The 17009-nt window shown below is 66.3% G+C and carries 23 protein-coding genes; 12 read left to right on the top strand and 11 right to left on the bottom strand.

The genetic code is table 11. The annotated features are described in order from the left end of the window. Positions 1–160: 160 nt before the first annotated feature. Entirely contained in the window at positions 161–844 is a 684-nt protein-coding gene (locus tag ACFPJ1_RS34400; protein WP_380110464.1) for a tyrosine-type recombinase/integrase, read from the bottom strand. 376 nt (positions 845–1220) lie between these two features. Between ACFPJ1_RS34400 and ACFPJ1_RS34395 the strand changes: the two genes are divergently transcribed. Next, entirely contained in the window at positions 1221–1583 is a 363-nt protein-coding gene (locus tag ACFPJ1_RS34395) for a hypothetical protein (RefSeq protein WP_380110461.1), read from the top strand. Positions 1584–1656: 73 nt separating this feature from the next. Here the strand turns inward: ACFPJ1_RS34395 and ACFPJ1_RS34390 are convergent, their stop codons facing one another. The 3 genes from ACFPJ1_RS34390 to ACFPJ1_RS34380 form a co-directional block, all read right to left on the bottom strand. Then, positions 1657–2232: a suppressor of fused domain protein gene (locus ACFPJ1_RS34390; protein ID WP_380110460.1), complete on the bottom strand. Its 576-nt coding sequence runs from the start codon at positions 2230–2232 to the stop codon at positions 1657–1659. Between the two features lie 81 nt (positions 2233–2313). Further along, positions 2314–2808, bottom strand: a complete 495-nt coding sequence (locus ACFPJ1_RS34385; protein ID WP_380110459.1) for a hypothetical protein — start codon at positions 2806–2808, stop codon at positions 2314–2316. 92 nt (positions 2809–2900) lie between these two features. Further along, complete coding sequence (locus tag ACFPJ1_RS34380) at positions 2901–3134, bottom strand: hypothetical protein (protein WP_380110458.1); 234 nt, start codon at positions 3132–3134, stop codon at positions 2901–2903. Between the two features lie 342 nt (positions 3135–3476). On the opposite strand from ACFPJ1_RS34380, the gene ACFPJ1_RS34375 reads away from it, so the two are divergent. The 6 genes from ACFPJ1_RS34375 (at position 3477) to ACFPJ1_RS34350 (ending at position 7729) form a co-directional block, all read left to right on the top strand. After that, entirely contained in the window at positions 3477–3875 is a 399-nt protein-coding gene (locus ACFPJ1_RS34375; RefSeq protein WP_380110457.1) for a hypothetical protein, read from the top strand. A gap of 135 nt (positions 3876–4010) precedes the next feature. Continuing rightward, positions 4011–4784 carry a DUF4253 domain-containing protein gene (locus ACFPJ1_RS34370; RefSeq protein WP_380110456.1) on the top strand — a complete coding sequence of 258 codons (774 nt, stop codon included), beginning with the start codon at positions 4011–4013 and terminating at the stop codon, positions 4782–4784. Between the two features lie 890 nt (positions 4785–5674). Next, positions 5675–5815 (top strand): hypothetical protein, encoded by a 141-nt coding sequence (locus ACFPJ1_RS34365; RefSeq protein WP_380110455.1) that lies wholly within the window; start codon positions 5675–5677, stop codon positions 5813–5815. Between the two features lie 218 nt (positions 5816–6033). Continuing rightward, positions 6034–7059 (top strand): hypothetical protein, encoded by a 1026-nt coding sequence (locus tag ACFPJ1_RS34360; RefSeq protein WP_380110454.1) that lies wholly within the window; start codon positions 6034–6036, stop codon positions 7057–7059. Between the two features lie 43 nt (positions 7060–7102). Then, on the top strand, positions 7103–7228 hold the full coding sequence (locus tag ACFPJ1_RS34355; RefSeq protein WP_380110453.1) for a hypothetical protein: 126 nt from the start codon (positions 7103–7105) through the stop codon (positions 7226–7228). A gap of 366 nt (positions 7229–7594) precedes the next feature. Beyond that, the gene (locus ACFPJ1_RS34350; protein ID WP_255511372.1) at positions 7595–7729 is read left to right on the top strand and encodes a hypothetical protein; all 135 of its coding nucleotides are present in this window, start codon (positions 7595–7597) and stop codon (positions 7727–7729) included. 213 nt (positions 7730–7942) lie between these two features. Here the strand turns inward: ACFPJ1_RS34350 and ACFPJ1_RS34345 are convergent, their stop codons facing one another. The 4 genes from ACFPJ1_RS34345 to ACFPJ1_RS34330 all read right to left on the bottom strand — a co-directional run bounded on the left by ACFPJ1_RS34345 (position 7943) and on the right by ACFPJ1_RS34330 (position 10496). Beyond that, entirely contained in the window at positions 7943–8446 is a 504-nt protein-coding gene (locus ACFPJ1_RS34345) for a CBS domain-containing protein (protein ID WP_380110452.1), read from the bottom strand. Positions 8447–8725: 279 nt separating this feature from the next. After that, a complete protein-coding gene (locus ACFPJ1_RS34340) occupies positions 8726–8953 on the bottom strand; it encodes a hypothetical protein (protein ID WP_380110451.1) in 228 nt (75 codons plus the stop codon). Between the two features lie 236 nt (positions 8954–9189). Next, positions 9190–10017 carry an alpha/beta fold hydrolase gene (locus tag ACFPJ1_RS34335; RefSeq protein ID WP_380110450.1) on the bottom strand — a complete coding sequence of 276 codons (828 nt, stop codon included), beginning with the start codon at positions 10015–10017 and terminating at the stop codon, positions 9190–9192. Positions 10018–10145: 128 nt separating this feature from the next. Next, positions 10146–10496, bottom strand: a complete 351-nt coding sequence (locus ACFPJ1_RS34330) for an alpha/beta fold hydrolase (protein ID WP_380110449.1) — start codon at positions 10494–10496, stop codon at positions 10146–10148. 595 nt (positions 10497–11091) lie between these two features. Here ACFPJ1_RS34330 and ACFPJ1_RS34325 point away from each other — a divergent pair. The 5 genes from ACFPJ1_RS34325 (at position 11092) to ACFPJ1_RS34305 (ending at position 13885) form a co-directional block, all read left to right on the top strand. Next, entirely contained in the window at positions 11092–11460 is a 369-nt protein-coding gene (locus ACFPJ1_RS34325) for an ATP-dependent DNA ligase (protein ID WP_380110448.1), read from the top strand. Between the two features lie 99 nt (positions 11461–11559). Further along, positions 11560–12510, top strand: a complete 951-nt coding sequence (locus ACFPJ1_RS34320; RefSeq protein ID WP_380110447.1) for a GNAT family N-acetyltransferase — start codon at positions 11560–11562, stop codon at positions 12508–12510. Positions 12511–12815: 305 nt separating this feature from the next. Continuing rightward, complete coding sequence (locus ACFPJ1_RS34315) at positions 12816–13196, top strand: hypothetical protein (protein WP_380110446.1); 381 nt, start codon at positions 12816–12818, stop codon at positions 13194–13196. 149 nt (positions 13197–13345) lie between these two features. Then, a complete protein-coding gene (locus tag ACFPJ1_RS34310) occupies positions 13346–13645 on the top strand; it encodes a hypothetical protein (protein WP_380110445.1) in 300 nt (99 codons plus the stop codon). 21 nt (positions 13646–13666) lie between these two features. Beyond that, complete coding sequence (locus ACFPJ1_RS34305) at positions 13667–13885, top strand: hypothetical protein (protein ID WP_380110444.1); 219 nt, start codon at positions 13667–13669, stop codon at positions 13883–13885. A gap of 37 nt (positions 13886–13922) precedes the next feature. Here ACFPJ1_RS34305 and ACFPJ1_RS34300 read toward each other — a convergent pair whose 3' ends face one another. From ACFPJ1_RS34300 to ACFPJ1_RS34290, 3 genes are all read right to left on the bottom strand, one after another. Continuing rightward, on the bottom strand, positions 13923–14561 hold the full coding sequence (locus ACFPJ1_RS34300; RefSeq protein WP_380110443.1) for a hypothetical protein: 639 nt from the start codon (positions 14559–14561) through the stop codon (positions 13923–13925). An 81-nt stretch (positions 14562–14642) separates the two neighbouring features. Then, positions 14643–14783, bottom strand: a complete 141-nt coding sequence (locus tag ACFPJ1_RS34295; RefSeq protein WP_380110442.1) for a hypothetical protein — start codon at positions 14781–14783, stop codon at positions 14643–14645. 166 nt (positions 14784–14949) lie between these two features. Continuing rightward, positions 14950–15960 carry a tyrosine-type recombinase/integrase gene (locus ACFPJ1_RS34290; RefSeq protein WP_380110441.1) on the bottom strand — a complete coding sequence of 337 codons (1011 nt, stop codon included), beginning with the start codon at positions 15958–15960 and terminating at the stop codon, positions 14950–14952. Positions 15961–17009 lie beyond the last annotated feature (1049 nt).

Raw genomic sequence — 17009 nt, 5'->3', positions numbered from 1 at the left:
GAACAGCAGGGCATTCGCCTGTCACGACCCGCGCGACACCACCCTCACAGCGGTGGATCCGGGCTAAGCCATCCGTCCGCGATCGGATCCCTCACCGAGCCGTCGTGACCGGATCGTTCTCACATCTCGCGCGAACGACCCTGCGGCATGAGATGCCCTGTCATCGGCATGACCGGAATCTGTCAAGTGGCCGAGGCCATGTACGAGGCGAGGATGTAGTTGGGATGGCGGTCGAGGTTCTTGCGGGCGCGGTCGTAGCGCATGGTGGTTCGTGGGTCGGCGTGCCGGGCGGCGTTTTGTACATCACGCAGTCAACGCCGGCGTCGAGCATGGTGGTGACGAAGGTATGCCTGAGCATGTGCGGGTGGATCCGCGGCAGCCTGACCCCGGCGTGGTCGGCGAGGTGCCGCAACCGGCGGGTCACGCAGTGCCGGTCCATCCGCGTGCCTCGGGAGGTCAGCAGGATCGGTCCAACGGCCCGGTCGTCGATGGCCCGTTCGATGGCTCGGCCTACTGCTGGGGGCAGCGGTACCAGTACGATCTTGTTGCCCTTGCCGTGAACGCGGAGAACCCGGTGACCGTGTTCCTCGCCGAGGTCTTCGATGTCGCTGCCGGTGGCCTCGAAGATCCGCAGCCCGAGTAGACCCAACATCGTGACGAGGGCGAAGTCGCAGCTGTTGGATGACTGTCTCGCCGCGGTCAATACGGCCTCGAACTGCAGGTGTGTCAACCCGAGGGTCGGGGATTCGGCCGGCACGTGCGGGCGGCGCACATACTCGGTTGGGGAGTGCTCAAGGACACCGTCTATCACGCACGTCCGGTAGAAGCCCGCGACGACCGACATGCGTCGGGACACCGTCGATGGCCGGTACCGGCGCACTTCTTGTAGCCAGCGGATGTAGAGCTCAACGTGTGCCCGGATCGCGGTGAGGGGGTCCAGGTCGCGCTGCTCGCACCACACGAGATATCCCCGCAGGTCCGACTCGGTGTGGATGCGAGACTCGCCTGCGAAGCGAGCCAGGTAGGCGGCGACGGCTATCCGTAACACGCGAGACATGGTGACGACGACGCCGGAGACGGCCGGTCCCGGTTGTGAGATCTCCATGCGCCTAGTGCCCAGGGCACGGGCTATAGCGTCAATCGCCTCGCGAAGTTCACGTTGTGAAACAAGGTCCGTTGCCCGTGTCTGTGTCTGTGTCTGTGTGAGGGATCATCTCGTCATGCGCAGCGAGGATCCAACGGAGAGCGAGGCGCGGTTCTTTGAGGCGTTGTCCGCGAAGGTGCCAGACGTGCAGGACTGGTATCACCGGGATGCCGATGGGGCCTTGTGGATGATCGTGAGCTACGACGTGGTCGATGCGAACAACTGCGTGCGTGAGACGTGGCGCTGCGATTTCGACGGCGACCGGCTTAAGGCCGGAAGCAGCCCGGGCTTCCTAAACTGGGATGACGGGGTCAGAGCCGACGACGCGGGTATCGACCTCAACGCGCCCGAGGCTCTCGACGCCGGTGTCACGACACCCGAGAGGGCCGCGGAGGTAGCAGCTGCCTGGTTCCGCGCTCGAATCGCTGCCGCGGCGTAGTCGCCCCTTCGGACGGCGAGCGCTCACCGGCATGAGCGTGCTTCACTCTAGGCGGCAGATGAGTGCATCTTGGTCAGACCACAGAGGCTCGGTCGCTCTGCCAATACCTCAATCCGACCTCGTCGAAGCGCGACTCAAGGGCCTCAAGGCCCGAGGCGACCTTGAAGTCTCGCTCCGCGTCGGAGATCGGGAGGAGCCACAAGAACTCGACGTGCCGATCACCAACGTGGCACGTCTGCAACTCGGGACCGTAGGGGTATGGGAGGCTGATCAGCAGGTTGTCGCAACCTGACCCTGGGAGCCAGGGCTCACCGATGGGCAGCGTGTGCCCCAGTCCGAGCTTCCCTCCGCGGTTGTAGAAGACCGTCATTGCAAGCAGTTCCACAGCGCGGTCCTCGGCAGCGGCCGTGCAAATCAGGAACTCGAGGCCGAAATCTCTATCGGTTGCGGCCCAGCCGCCCACGGAGACGTACGTCCACACGTCGGCGGCGGTTGCTGGAGCGACGCGAAGAACCCTGAAGTGCGGATTCTGTTCGCGGATGGGTCCAGCCGGCCACGTGAACGAGTCGATGGTTCGGCCCGCGAAGTAGCGCCTGACGTGTTCCTCAAGGGCGCCGCAGACGTCATCGCAAGGCGGGAAGTCAGGCACTGGAGCACTCTATGCGGCTGACAAGCAAGAGGCCGCACCTCGGCATGAGCGCGCGGATCGCGGCAGATCCGTGCATCGCTGTCACGCGAAAGACTGCTGCGCGAAGCTGATCCCGCCGCGTTCGGCCGAAGTGAGGATCTGCCGGGAAACGTGTTGCGGCGGCATTCGAAGATTTTGGGTGTAGCCAGGGGCTCGGAGGCGGAGCTCGAAGTTCTGGCCCTCGATGTGCAACAGCGGCTCTGCGTTGCTGTCAGGCGGATCGAGCCGGTGGACGTCGGAGATCTCCCTGACCTCGTGGAGTGGCCCGAGTTGGCCAGTAATGTTCCAGGCCCGTTCGAACACGAGCGTTGCGGGTGCGATCCAGAAGGTGAATTGCCGCTTGCTTCGTTGAGGCTCCACCCACCGCACGATGTAGTCGAGGTCCAGCAGCAGCCTGGCGGGCGGAAGCGTGTCGTCTTCGTACTCCCCGATGCTGACGGCATGAACTCGGCAGTCGTGCCATCCCATGTCGGGGAAGTCGGCTTCCGTCCATGTGGCTTTGGACAGCCCTGAGGGATCGTGCGGCAAGGCAATCACCGGGTCAGTATCCAGGACGGGTGCACTGTCATCGGCATGATCGCGATTCACTATCAGCGGCAGATGAGCGCGCCTCGAGTATGCGGATGCGACTACTCGTCCTCGAAGAAGACCGACCGGTCTAGTACGACGCCGAGTGGCTCCAGTTCGACATGCGCGAAGCTATAGGTCGTTTCGCCGATGATGACCGCGTACTCCCATCCATTCGGACCTTGCGCTCGTCCGAGGACTGCACCGAGTCCAAGCGGCTTGTTGGGATCGACCCAGGTGCCCGGTCCACGGGTGCGCACCAGCGAGTAGAACGGCAAGGGTTCGACGGCGGTCACGCATGCAGTCTGCCAGGGCTGCCGCATCTGGCGCCCCTGAGTAGATCCGCGGATCTCGGCATCAGCGCCCTTCACTGTCGGCGGCATGAGCGTGCGTCCGGACAGCGGCATGAGCGTGCGTCTCTGAGCACGCGCAGTGCGGCATGGTCGCGTGCCCTATCCGATATGACCGTTTTGTGAGATTCCTGTCATGAACCGCCCACGCGGTTCGCCGCGCAATAGCGTCGTATGAGCCATGGACGAATCCCGGACCGACCACCGCAGTCCCGGGTTCGCCTTCAGTATGAGATCGTGGCTGCCGGATCACCCCACCAGCCCCGGTCGCGAGATCGGAGTTTCGTCATGCACAAGTCTCTTCGCGTTGCACTGGTCAGCGTGGCTGCCGCGATGCTGGCCGCCCTGCCGGCCTCGGCCGCCTTGGCGGCGCCGACGCACTCACCCACCGCGTTCGCCGGCACTGCGGACTGCGGAGCCGACGGCACGTTCGACTTCGTGGTGAACTCCGGACAAACGGAGGCCAACACCTGGAATCCCGCCTTCGTGACCCGAAGCGATGGCCGCACCGCACTGTTCATCCCCGCCAGCCTCGACCTGACGTTCACCTTCCCCGGAGGCAGTGACACCAGCACGACGGCAAAGCACCAGGCACCAGGACCGGTGAGCTGTGAAATCTCGGCCACCCCATTCCCGGGCGCCTCGCTCACCGGCACCGTGACGGGCAGGTTGGTCTGGACAGGCTGACCAGCGGCGAGACCCGGGCCAACATCCGCACATCGGCAGATCCGGACGTTGAGCGTCGGCCACATGACGCCAGTGTCCGGCGAGCGCTTCTCCGGATGATTTGCTTGTCGCGATCTCATGGAACATCGTCAGGGCGTGACAGAGACCCCGGATGGCCTGCTGTTTCCAGTAGCTGTGATGCCGGGCATTCCGAGCCTGCACGCGATCACGACTACGCCGCTGGGTGCGCGGGTGTTCGGGTTCACCGCGTCGGGCAATGACGCACTTGACTGGTGGCTGCGGCTGCGTGAGGCTCACGCCGCGACGGGCTATTGGCCGGTCCTGATGGGTCACGGAGATCCTGAGTATTTGGCCAACTCCTTCGAGTACGCCGACCCGGCCGGCAGCATCGCGCTGGCCGACACCTTGGACGGCACGAGCATCCTCACCACTCGAGGTGAGGACAGGTTGCGGATCTACGGGCCGGAGCTCGCGGCCACGACGCTCGCCGAACTGCGCGGGGACGGCGATTGGCCCGACCAGGCACGGCGGCCCGGTTTCCGCCTACCGTTCGGACCACATGGTGAACCGCGGACGGTGACCGTCGCGCTGGTGCCTGCGGCGGCCGGTTGGCAGGTCCCCGCAGTCCTGCACTGCGGAGGGTGGAACGAGTACCCCAACCCAGCGGAGCATGCCGCGATCCTGCGCACCTGGGAAAACCGGTATGGCGCAGAACTGGTCGTGCTCACCGGCGCAACCGCGGAGTTCGCGGTCGCTCGCCCACCACGCACCAAGCCCGAAGCTCTCGCTCTGGCATGGGAGTACTTCGTCTACAACGACGGCTATTACGACCTCTACGGCGCGGACAACCTCACCGAGCTCGCCGCCGGTCTCCTCGCCGGGCCAGTCTGGCTCGCCTGGTGGGATTGAACCCACACCGACCACTCCCTCGCGCTCATCACCCAATCACGGAAGCGTCCGGAACTCGGCATGACCGCGTCTTCCTATCTGCGGCAGATGAGTGCGCTTCGTCTGCCATGCTCGTGACATGGCCGAGCCTCTTGTCGTTACGACGTGGAGCAGGACCGTGGGATGAAGTGCTGGCTGCTCGAACTCGTAGGCGAAGTTCGGTCTCCCGCGGCACTACGGGTGCTGTCCAATGCCCTGACCGGCCAGGATCAACTACTTCGCGACTGGGCTCGACGTGGGCTGGAGCTGCTGAACACCAAGGAGGCGCGGACGCTCTTGTGGCAAGAGCAGCAAGACCAGCCACCTCACTGACGCACTCTCATGCCGAGATTCGTGCATCCACTGTCACAGATCACCTGGCGGACGCCGGCCAACGCACGCACATGCCGATGAGAGGATGCGTCCTACCGCCCAGATGGAACTCGACCAGGGTCGACCTTTGCGTTGCCGTCCGGGTACCGTGCCGAACGCATCAGCAACATCCGCACCGACGGTGTCGGGTGCACCGCCTAGGCGGCACCATCGTCTGGCCACCAAGGCCGGAAGCTACCTCCCCGGCAGCAGCAACTCCGAAACGAGAGCGAGCGGGTCGTGGCTGGTCGTCTGGGACGACCTCTTGCCGGAGTACCCGGCGGACGTGGCGGAGGCAGACGCTGCGATCGTCGCGGACGCGTTGGTCGCCTCCTACGGAGGCCGCCGGTCGGCCACCAGCGAACCGCCAGCCGATCCTGGGCGACTGGATCAAACGGCGATAACCCACGAGCCGAGGTGACCGAGGCCGACAACGTCGGCGTCCTGCACCCAGCGCCGCCCGGTGTGTCGTGGACCCGCTCGGCCGACAGGTGAGCGCCATGAATGCGACTCGCGCGAAGTACGACCTCGACGATCAGGAACTCGCTGACGTGGCCGTCCTTCTCGGCCGCCCCGTCACGCGGATCGCATGCGGCCTCCGGCCGTTCACCGCCCGCGCCCGCTCTCGGTGTCTTTCCTGAGCAACAGCAATCGCCTCCGGCGGGGCCTCACGACTCTCCAGGATGACGGGGGCGATTTGGTCGGCTAGGTCGGAGTGGGTCGGCACCCTCGTCTCGGCGCGGCCGGAGCGGGTGCAGATCGCCCGGGGGACTCTGCGCCGCCCCGTTGCGTCGCCTCGATGTCGGTTGTCTCAGCCACACTGTGATGGCTGCATATGTCGTCGACCAAGGGACTCCGTGTGGGCAAGAAGAAGGCCTGGACCGCTGCTGGCGCAGCCCGAGCCGCCCGTGAAAGCAGGATCTCAACCGCCGCCTTCATGCGCGAGGCAGAGGCGGCCCGGCTATGGCAGGCCGGCCGGTTCATGGAGGAGCACCAGGTGAAAACGCAGACGCTGGGGGATTCAGACGCAGCTGCACTGCTGCTGACGACCGGCCTGGGCTATCCCGAGGACTGGCGCCCGACCGATTGGATGCGGGCCACGGACACCATCCTCGGCGACCTCGCCGACATAATGGCCGACACCGACCTCTACGTCTTGAGCCCAGCCATGCGCGACGTCGTTGTCGCCGCGGCGCTGACCCTCACGCTCGACGACCTGGCTCTGTTCAGCCAGGACGACCTGCCGGCCTTGAAGGGCGTCCTGGTCCTACCCGACCCGCTGATCGTGACCACCCCTAACGGCCAGCTCGGCGACGATGTGGCCTTCATGTGGGACGGTACGGCGAACCTGTCGACGGTGGATGAGAACAGCCGGGGCCGGTCCCGGCGCTTGGGCTGGACTCGGGTACCCGCGGTCCAGGTGACGTCGTTCTCGGACTCTTACGGCCCGATCCAGCCGGACTCCTTCCGCGACTTCGTGTCGTATGCCGCCAGCGAGGGAACCCCGATCCCGCCGCTGATGATCGACGGCATCCGCTGTGTGCGCTATAACTGGGCGCCTACCGACGAGCAGCGCGCAGCCGTGAACAACCATCGTCGCGCCGCCTTGGAAGTACACGCTGCGGCCCGCACACAGGCCGAGGCGATCGGGTGGGATGAGGACCACGTCGAGGCCGACTACAGCCCGGGGTCGGAGATCGTCGACGTCGACGGGCTGTTCTCGGTCAAGTTTCTCTACGCATTCTGGCGGCTCTGTGCACAGGAGATCAGCGAGATCACCGAAGCCGATGTGAAGAACGCAACCCGCGCCGCAGCCGACCGCGCCGGGACTTCCCCCGAAGTACGAGTGACGCAGCTGCGTGCCCACCGGCCGCTCCAACCGTGAGAGCGAACCCGGGGCGCACTGGAATCACCGATGGGTCGTCCGGATGCACAAGGTCCGGCAGTGGTACCCGTCCGAGCAGCGCCACAAGGTGATCTACCGCGGTCCCTTCGTCAAGGGCCCGGAGGACAAGCCCCTGCTGGGCGGCGAGATTGTCCGGCATCTCGGCTAGAACAGGAACTCTCTCAGCTGACAGCACTGTGCCCTTCAGCGGCCGCTCTTCCGGTAGTGGGCGGTCACCCGACGGGCGAGGCTCGGTCCCGGCCACGCTGTCTGGCTGGCCGCGCGGGCGTGGTGCTAGACGTGGTGCGAAATCCTCGAAACTCATGGTGGAATTCGAGTGTGGTGCGGGCGATCGTGTTGCCAGAAGCGCTGCTAGAGGGTGGATGCGACGCTGAGCGTCCTCCTCGTAATGAGAAGGTCGTCGGTTCGATTCCGGCAGGCGGCTCCACCTCGCCCGACTGCGGGCGGACTCAACACGCGGTTCGAGACAGCGTTTGGGTGGCGCGAGGCGCTTGCCTAGGGCAACACTGGCAGGGTGGGCAAGCTGGCACCCGACCTGCTCGGGCCGGTCGGACTTGAGCTGGCCCGGGCCGTCGAACAGCTGCCCGGCCAGCACGCCATGCCTGGCGGATCCCGCTACGAATTGAAGTGGGATGGGTTCCTTCACTGAACTAGTCAAGCCCGGCTGCGCTGGCCCTGACCACGTCCACCTCACCGCCTCCGTCGGCCGCTACCTGCGCACTGACAGCTACGACCGCACCATCGTCCTGGACAGGCTGACGGCGAGCGGGCGGGCGCCGTCGACCACTCGGTCGCGATCAGGACATAGGCGACTACGAAGACGACAACGGCAATGACGGTCACGCGACCGCCCGCCTCAGGCTCAGTGCTGTGTGACCACCAGCTCCAGCAGCCGCGACGCGGTGATCGCGCCGACGATCTCCTCGTCCTTCATCACCGCGACCAGCGGGCACCGCAACCGGGCCATCATCGCAGCCACCTCCAGAACCGTGTCGTCGTGGTTGACGACCGGCAGCTCGGCTGGCTCGGATGGCAGCAGCCTGCGGACGGTCACGTTTGCCAATTTGTCCGCGACCTGGTCGGCCAGTGGTTCGTCGATCACCCTGGCCAGCGACGGATCGTCCTGCACGTAGCTCGGCACGAGGAACCGCACGACCTGCGATGCCGGCAGCACCGAGTGAGGACGGCCCTTCTCGTCCACGACGATCAGCCCCGGCAGCCGCCGCGCAGCGAGTAACTCGACGGCCTCGCTTGCATCCGTGTCCAGGCTGACCACCGGGAAGTCCTCGGCCATCTGCAGTCCGTGCACAAACGCACAATACGCCGCCGACGCGGTCACCACCCACTGTCGGCTGCTCGTCACCATGACGACAGCATCTGACCAGCGTCACATCGCCTCCGGGCTCGTCGACCAGCCCGCACCCCAGGTCAGGGACGGGCGCTGCCGACCAGACTTCCCGGCGCTCCGGACCCAAGCCTGCTCCATCGGAGCGGTCCGGTGCAAACACCATCCGATCCTGGGAGCCACTCGCGCGACGCCGGTCCAAGCACATTGCCGTCGGCAACACTCAGATGAGCCCGACTCCCGCCCACCTGCGAGACTTTCGTTCGCACTCGCAGATTGCATCGGCCGCGCGGTCCCTGATCAGTTCTGCGCGGTCCGCTCACCGACCGTCAGCAGCTGGTTCTCGGCCTCCTGCCGTCGCTGCCGCAGGTGCTTCAGCGACTCCTCCAGTGCAGCCACTTCGCCGAGCCAGGCCCGGTCCTGAGCCTCGGCCGGACGAGCCTCGGCGTTGCAGGTCATCGCCTCGATGCGCCGCAGCTGAGCCGTATCGACGCGCAGGAACCACCGGCTGCACGCCTGCTGGTGCACGCACGGCGTGCCGTAGGGAGCAGCGACACCCTTCGTGGCAGCGCCAAGTGGTGCGCCAGCTCATGCGCGAGGACCCCTTCGAGGTTGCGCTGCGGCAGTGGGTGGAGGCACGAACAACGGAGGACCTCGCTGCGGGCCGCTCAGGATGGTGCGATCCGGCGGTCCGAGCGGCCGCTAGCCGCGCACGACACCGCAGGTCACCCCGGAGTTCCGGGTGACCTGCGGAGCGTTTGTGGTCAGCGGGTGGCGCGGTCGGCCTGCTCGATGACCTTGGTGACGCGGCCGGGCTGGGTGATGAGGCCGAGGTGACCGGCCGGGATCCGGGTGATCTTGGAGCGGGCTCGGGTGGCCATGAACAGCTGGGCGGCCGGGGTGATGATCAGGTCACGGGTTCCGAGCACGTACCACGACGGGATGGTTGTGTACGCGGGCGGCCCCGAGGGGTCATTCCCCGCGCCGAACGCCCACGGGCGTTGCGACGGGTACAACTGCTCGGCCTTGCGGCGTGGGACGCCGGAGGCGAACGAGTTCACGAAGGTGTCGTGCTTCAGGTACAGGTCGACGTCACCGGCGGGCGCGCCCGGGTACGGGACGAAGTCGAAGACCGTGGCTGGGTCGACCGCCAGGGCGGAGCCCGCACCGGCCAAGGGGAAGATCGTTTCACCTTCCGCCGGAGCGAAGCCGTCGACGTACACGAGGGCCTTCACGTTCGGGTTTCCCGTGGCGGCGTTGGTGATGACGGCGCCGCCGTACGAGTGGCCGACCAGTACGATCGGGCCGGACAAGGTGGCAATGAACTCCCGGACCGTCGCAGAGTCAGTGGTGAGGCTGCGCAGTGGGTTCGGTGGTACGCGGACCGTGTAGCCGTCGTCCAGCAGCCGGTTGGTGACCTTCTGCCAGCTGGAGCCGTCGGCCCAGGAGCCGTGGACGAGAACGACGGTCGGTTTCGGTCCGTTCGGGTGCGAGGCCGCCGCAGGTGTCACCGCCGCGAACACCAACCCCAGTACGGCGACCAGCACAGTCAGCGCACGTGGAAGATTGCCGCGTGAGAGTTTGCTCTGCATGAACAGGTCCTTTCGTCATGCGACTGTCGCCGGGAGGGCGTGGAGCAGGGACGAAAGTCGTGCGGGAGTGCGGTACGGCGTACCGGGTACGCCGTACCGTCCGGAAGAATTCCGGAACGTCGGGCGAGCTACGACTGGATGAACTCGAGCAGGTCGGCGTTGACCACGTCAGGATGGGTGGTCGGGATACCGTGGGGGAGGTCCTTGTAGGTCTGGAGGACCTGATCCATGTCGTGACCACCGCCGGTCTGCGTCGACCGGCCCATGACCGCGGCGGGGTGTGCGCAACGACACGGTAGCCCTTCGACAGAGAAACGCAATTGGTTGTCCCGGTCGGCGGCCGACAGCGGCCAGCCGTGGCTGAACACAATCGCCTGTCCCTCGCCCCAGTCCTTGTAGAAGATCTCGGTGCCGTTCGCTGGTCGTAACGGCTCCCACTCTGGTGCCCCCTTGGCGCAGGCCATCCAGGCATGACTCAAGCAGACCTGGATACCCCCAGAACACCCCGGCCATCGGCTCCGGAACCGATCCTCGTCGTCCCGAAACCCTTTATCAGCAACGGGTTCAGTGGCCTTGCCACCCCCACGACACCTTAGCCCGACCGTGCCTATCTGGCGAGACGTTCGATGAAACTGCACCCAGTGGAGGACACAAGCTGGTCGCTACCTCCTTTGGGTTCAGGTATGGCCCCGCACCGATGCAGCGAATCATGACGCTGCTACAGCGGCGTGCTGCGATCAGTCGGCGAGATCGACACCGAGCGCCTGGCCGACTGCCTGGAGGAATTCGGACAGTAGGCGGACGTTTGCTCCGCGTCTGGGACAGACCAGGTTGCTGCAGTGACGGCTGGGCTTAACGCGTTCGCGATAGGCGGGACCCGGCCGGCCGCGTCGAGGTCACTGTATGCCGAGACTGGTACGTAATGCGCCGTGGTCGATGGTCGCGCCGATCGCCACTTCTCGGCGAATCGGCCTAGTGGCGGCTCCACCTCGCCCGACCGCGAACCGGACTCAACACGCGGGGTGAGACAGCGTGGGGTGGCGCGAAGCGCGTGCCTAGGGCAACACTGGGAGGGTGGGCAAGCTGGCACCCGACCTGCTCGGGCCGGTCGGACTGGAGCTGGCCCGGGCCGGTCGCTGGGTTCCTCCGCTGCAGGTGTCCCCGGTCACCGCAGACGTCGACGAGGCCCGCGAGTGGCTGGACGCCTTCAAGTCCAGTGGGGTGGAGGGTCTCGTGGTGAAGGGCGCATCGACCAGGTATCAGCCCGGCCGCCACTGGGTGAAGGTCAATTCTGTCGGGGTCGGCGGTGTCCGCCAGCTGGCCTGCACACTAACCGGCCTGGTCAGGCGCTGGATTGTGGTGGTTCGCACGTGCACGACACCTGTCGTCGATGACAGGTCGACGCGCACTCAGACAAGCCCTGAGAGCCTGTTCAGAAGTTGATCGGGCAGACCAATCCGGCCGTACCTGGCGGTGGCACACGGCCAGGCGCGGCGGTGAATGCGGAAGCGGTACGTCCGGAACGGGGCCTAGCATCTGGCCATGGATCAAGAGTTCGTCGGCGAGGTCATCGAGTGGCGCGGTCCTGCGCCGTACTACTTCGTCTCCGTGCCAGAGCAGGAAAGTGTCGCGCTGCGGGCCACGGCCTCCGCCGCCAGCTACGGCTGGGGGATGCTCCCGATCCGCGCTCGGATCGGCACCACCGAGTGGAAGACGTCGCTGTGGCCGAAGGACGGCGGCTACCTGCTCCCGCTGAAGGACGCCGTGCGCAAGCCCGAAGGACTGGACGCAGGGGACACGGTGGATGTTCGGCTCACGTTCGATGCGCTGCCACGTAAGCAGAATCAGCAGAAGCTGCCTTCGGCCAAGCGGGTTCCCGTTCCCCGCCCAACGGGCTCGCGGGAGCCGGTCACCGCCGAACAGCTCACGATCGTTCCGGCCAACCAGGCGGCTTGGGAGGACCTGCAGGCGGTCTTCGGCACGACCGGCGACACCGCACGGTGCTGGTGCCAGCGGTTCCGGATGCTGCCCAAAGAGTCCTGGGTGTCTGAAGGTCCCGAGGAGCTCGCTGCCCGGCTTCGCGACCAGACCGCCTGCGGAAACCGAAAGGCACGGGCGACGAGCGGCCTGGTCGCGTATCTCGACGGTGAGCCCGTCGGCTGGTGCGCCGTCGCGCCGCGGGCGGATCACCCGAGGCTGCTACGCGACTACCGCGTCCCTTGGCTGGGCCGCAACCAGGACAAGGCCGACACCACTGTCTGGGCCGTTACCTGCTTCGTCACCCGCGTCGGCTACCGGCGCCGAGGGGTCGGCCGCGCACTCGCCCGCGCCGCCGTCGGGTTCGCCCGTGAACTCGGCGCCCGCGCTGTGGAGGGCTACCCAGACGTCGTGGACGGCGGGTCCGTCGGCACTCTCGCTATGTTCGCCGATGCCGGGTTCGTCGAGGTGAGCCGGCCGGGTAAACGCCGCGCTGTCATGCGTATCGACTTCTGACTCTTCTGCGCTCTGTTCGTCCACGACCCGCCGCAGGCGTTGCTTCCGGAGCGGCACCGCCCACTCTGCACTAGCCGGCTGCAGGGGCGAATCCTCGCCCGTTCTGGAGGGACGAACTGCAGCGATCGGTCGGCCGGGCCGTTGAGCTGGGTCATCAACTCGCGATTGGCTGCGCGGCGGCGGCGGTTCGTCGGTGCGTTCCTCGAGTTGACGGCATAGCTCGAGGACTGTTGTTGGTGTCGTGCACGGGTCGATGACCTGCCCCAGGACGACGGTCCACGACACCAAACTCAACCCTCCAGAAGGTGAAGCACAGGGCCACCCGGGAGTTTTTGATCGGTGGTGTGATCGGGCCGATCACCCGGCCCGAGGTGGTGATCGCCGGCCTGTACCGCGGCGACGATCTGGTCATCGTCGGCCGCACCGTTCCACTCAGCCCGGCCCAGTCGGCCGAGCTCGGCGCGGTGCTGACCCCAGCGAAGCCAGGCCATCCGTGGCCGGACGAGATCACGTCGCAGCGATGGGGCGGGAAGGACTCCAAGAAGCCGTTGACCAAGGTCGAGCCGCTCGTCGCCGCAGTCGCGGCCGATGCCGCCACCCAGGCTGGCCAGGTCCGCCACTCGATGAGGTTCATCCGCGTGCGATCCGACCTCGCTCCCGACGATCTCGACCAGCTCGATTCCTGAGCCGAGAACAACGCGGCACTGTCTCGGATGGCCCACAACGGCGGGACAACCGTCGACGGGCAGCCGTCCGTCCTCGCTCCGCTGCTGACGGCGAGCGACCTTCGCTACGAGGCGCTGGAGTGGGCACGACGCGCTGGAGACAATGAAGCGTGACTGAGCGCCTCGATCTCGATCCTGCAGACGGCCCCTGGGTCGACACGCTCGTGCGGCGGATCTACGCCGCACGAGCCGGCGGGGACACCGCCGAGGCCGACCGGCTGCTGGAGTACGGCCGCGCCGAGGGCGGCGAGGTTCTGTCGCGGATCGTCGACCAGCTCCTGGACGCCCTGGACCAGCGCGACGTCGCTGCACACGGCGGCGGCGCGATGCCGCCATACTCCGTCAGCGCAGCGCCGGCGGGCGAGCTGATCTGCGACTTCTGTGCCGCGACCGCGCCGATCGTCTACTAGGAGGTCACCGAGTTCAGCGTCATGGCTCCCGGTGGCGAGTTCTTGTCCGGAGATCGGTTTAACGCGTACCCGCCGTGCCGCCGGTTCATCGACGCCAGCGACTGGAAAGGCCTGCGCGCGTGGATCGGTCCGACCCAGTTCGGGATCGGGCACCGCCTGCTGCTCACCGGTTTCCGGCAGCACCGCAAGAGTCCTGCGGTCGACTTCGAGCCGGGCACCAACCCCGAAGCCGGCCGCTGACAGCACCACAGGATCATCGCTGCGGCGATCATCTCGTTCACCCCAGGGTGTCTACGTTGTCGAGCGCCCACTCGATCTTCTGCAGCCGGTCGAAGGCGAGCAGGGCCGCCTGCATCCGGTCGACGTGCTCGCCGCTCGGATCGGCAGCGATCATCGTCAACGTCCCGCACGCGTTCTCCAGCAGCATCTGCAGGATGTCGACGCGGTCGCAGTGGTCCGGCTTGCCGCGCATCCGGAACCACCAGTCGTAGTCGTGATCCCAGACCTGTTCGCCGTCCAGACCGTGTCCGCCGGTGTGGCCGTGATCTCGGTACGTCTTGCGTGGGGTGCGGGCGAGGTCGACGTACCGCGTCGCGGCTTCCAGGGACTCGAGGGCCGCGGGGGTGTTCCGTTCGGCGGCGTACTTCGCGATCAATCGGGCGTTGTAGTTCAGGCCGGCCTTTTCCCAGTCGGCCCCAGCCCACCGGCCCGGCAGAGCTTCGGCCCACTCCCGGACCTCGTACAGGTCAGCGAGCTCATGTGCGACGTCGTGCTCGACAGTGGCGAGCTCGGCGATCACGTCGTCGAGGTCCGCGAACGGCGCGCGCGGGTGAGCGGGATGGTCACAGGTGGTTCCCTTCTGTGCTGGGAGCTCTTCGGCCGCGAGCTCATTGGTTGGGTCGGCTATCGCGATCACGGCGTACACCGTTACACGTCTGCAGCAGCCGGTGGATCAGGGTTCCGGTACCCGAGCAGTCCGCAGGTTGTGGCCCACACGTCACCGATCACCGACGCGGCCACGGGCGTGGCCGAGGAGGGCGAGTACGACGATCGCGACGAACGCGATCACCGTCACCACGAGGATCAGAACGGTGTGCTTGTGCGGGGACCGTGGCCCGCCGGCGGTCAGTTCAGCCATGAGCCTAGACACCCAGCTCACTAGAGTTGTGTCTGCCGAGCTGCTCGTGCTCCTTCGGCGCGTCGTGTCCGAGTCGGGACACCAACACGAATTCGCGGCATACCTGCTCAATGCAGGTAGTCATGTTGGCAAGGCTAGCAGGAAGATGGCCCGGCGGCGCAGGGGCTCAGTCGTCAACGAGAGGGTGCGGTTCGCCGGTGAGGGCAGCGAGCGCAGCGGCGATTTCGGGGAGACTGGCGCGAACGTAGGTGGCGGTGGTTCCGGCGTTGGTACTGCCGGAGTGGCCTGCGTAGGCGCGGGCCGTGGCGTAGCCGAAGTTTCGTTCCACCCAGGTGAGCGTGGTGTGCCGGAGCCAGTGGGTACTGACCTGCTGGGTGGCAACCCATGGCAGGTGTTTGCCGATTCGGGTCCAGAGGTGGTCGTAGCGGCGCCTGGTGATGGGCCTGCCGTTGGTATAGCGCAGAAGCTGGCCGTTGTGGGGTGCTTCACGGGCCCGTGCGTGGTGTTGCAGGTGCGCCATCAGGGTGGGGGAGACAGGCTGCCAGCGGACAGTTCCGCCCTTCTCGGCGAGTCGAACGAGGCACTGGTCGGGGTCGAGATCAGCGGGAGTGAGGGCGAGTGCTCCGCCGCGTCGGCAGGCGGTCTCGGTGTGGAGTCGGAGGATGAGCGCGTCCAAGGCGGGATCGTTGCCGGTAGTCGCGGTGATGTGGTTGATCTCGGCAAGCTGACTGTCTGGGATCGCTCGGCGGGTCGAGGCGAGCCTTCGAGGCTTGGCGACCTTGAGCGCTGGGTTGGTGCCGGGCGAGAGATAGCCATCGTTCTCGGCGTGGCGGTAGATGCAACGGAGCGCGGCGATCAGGTGTTCGGCCGCAGAGCGTCCTCCTCGTGCGTTCCGACGGGTGACGGTGCTCGTGCGGATGGTCATTGCAAAGTGTTCGATCTCGCTAGGTGAAGGCTCGTCAAGGTGGCGGGGGCCCCACCGTTCGGTGATGCGGTTCCAGTACGACGAATACGCCTGACTGGCGCCCGCCGAAACAGTCGTTCTGACGACCGGAATGTACTGCGCGAAGGTGGGGACATCGACCGGCAGGGCATCGTGGGCTTGGAGGAGCTGTTGAGGAGTGATACCGAGGCGTGCGAGCAGGACGCGGGCGGCCTCGATCTCCGCGCTGCTCATGGACTCGCCCCTGGCACTAGCCGGCTCAGGATTTCGGAGATCACTTCCATGGGGTACACCGCCAGGCCGTGCCCAGGTGTAGCTGCGACGAGCAGCCGGTCCCCGGTTGCTATGCGGCACAGGTGACGAACATTTGCGGGGATACGGAGGTGGCCCTGCCGAGTCACAGCGTTCGAGCCGCCAGCTCGTACGTCGATGATCTGGCGACCGTAGTGAGGGATGACGATGATGCTGATGGGGCGACCCGGACTCCAGCCGAGGATACGAGTGGGGGAACTGTCGGCGAGTCGGCCTCGCGCGTCGATAGGAGTGACGACGCAGTGGGGCAAGGTGGGTGCCGTCAGCGACTGGAGGGCGACCAGCGGCAAGTTGCTGGTGGTCAGTAAGTGTCGACGTGCCGGCGCGTGAGGGTAGTGATCGGCCAAATCTCGTCCGATGAAGTTCACGGTCCTCCTTCCTGTGTCACCACCAGGGCCGTCGTTTGTGGCGCTTTGTCCTTCTCAACGGGCCGCGTCCGAAACCTCTGCACGAAAGCGGCTTCTTCATGGCATGGAGATTCCTGGCGATGTTGTCGCACTTCGCACCGTCGTCGGCCCTGCCGACTCCAATTCAACGGCTGAGCCCCTGACGCCTTGCTCATACCAGACAGGCGAGGGCTTGAGAGGGCCCAGATCAGCGGCCAATTGGCGTGAGGCGCCGAGGCCGCACCCTGCGGCTGGTCTAGGAGGTCGTTGATGATGCGCCGGCGCGCCTGCGCCCACTTCGGTTCCGCAGTCGGAGTGGTCTGGGGCGTGGCAGGACCACAATTGATGCCACTGCCACCCTGGACCGTCAGATTGGACGACGGAGTTGAACGCCTGAGAACCGCTTATTGGGAGCTGACTTTTCGTCAGTGAGCGCCAGTACGCGGTAGTGCTCGTGAGCTGCGTGTTTGCGCGGTCGCGCCGGTCGCAGATGGTCAGCGTTGCTTGTTGTTTGTCGCGGTATCAGATGAGTTAAGCCTGGATCCACCGATGTTGGGGCTGGGGTGATCGCCGTCCGTCCTCACG

Origin of the sequence: Kribbella qitaiheensis (assembly GCF_042657745.1) — a bacterium.
Taxonomy (GTDB): Bacteria; Actinomycetota; Actinomycetes; order Propionibacteriales; family Kribbellaceae; genus Kribbella; species Kribbella qitaiheensis.
The sequence above is the reverse complement of the archived record's forward strand: the minus strand, read 5'-3'. Positions and strand labels throughout refer to the sequence as shown.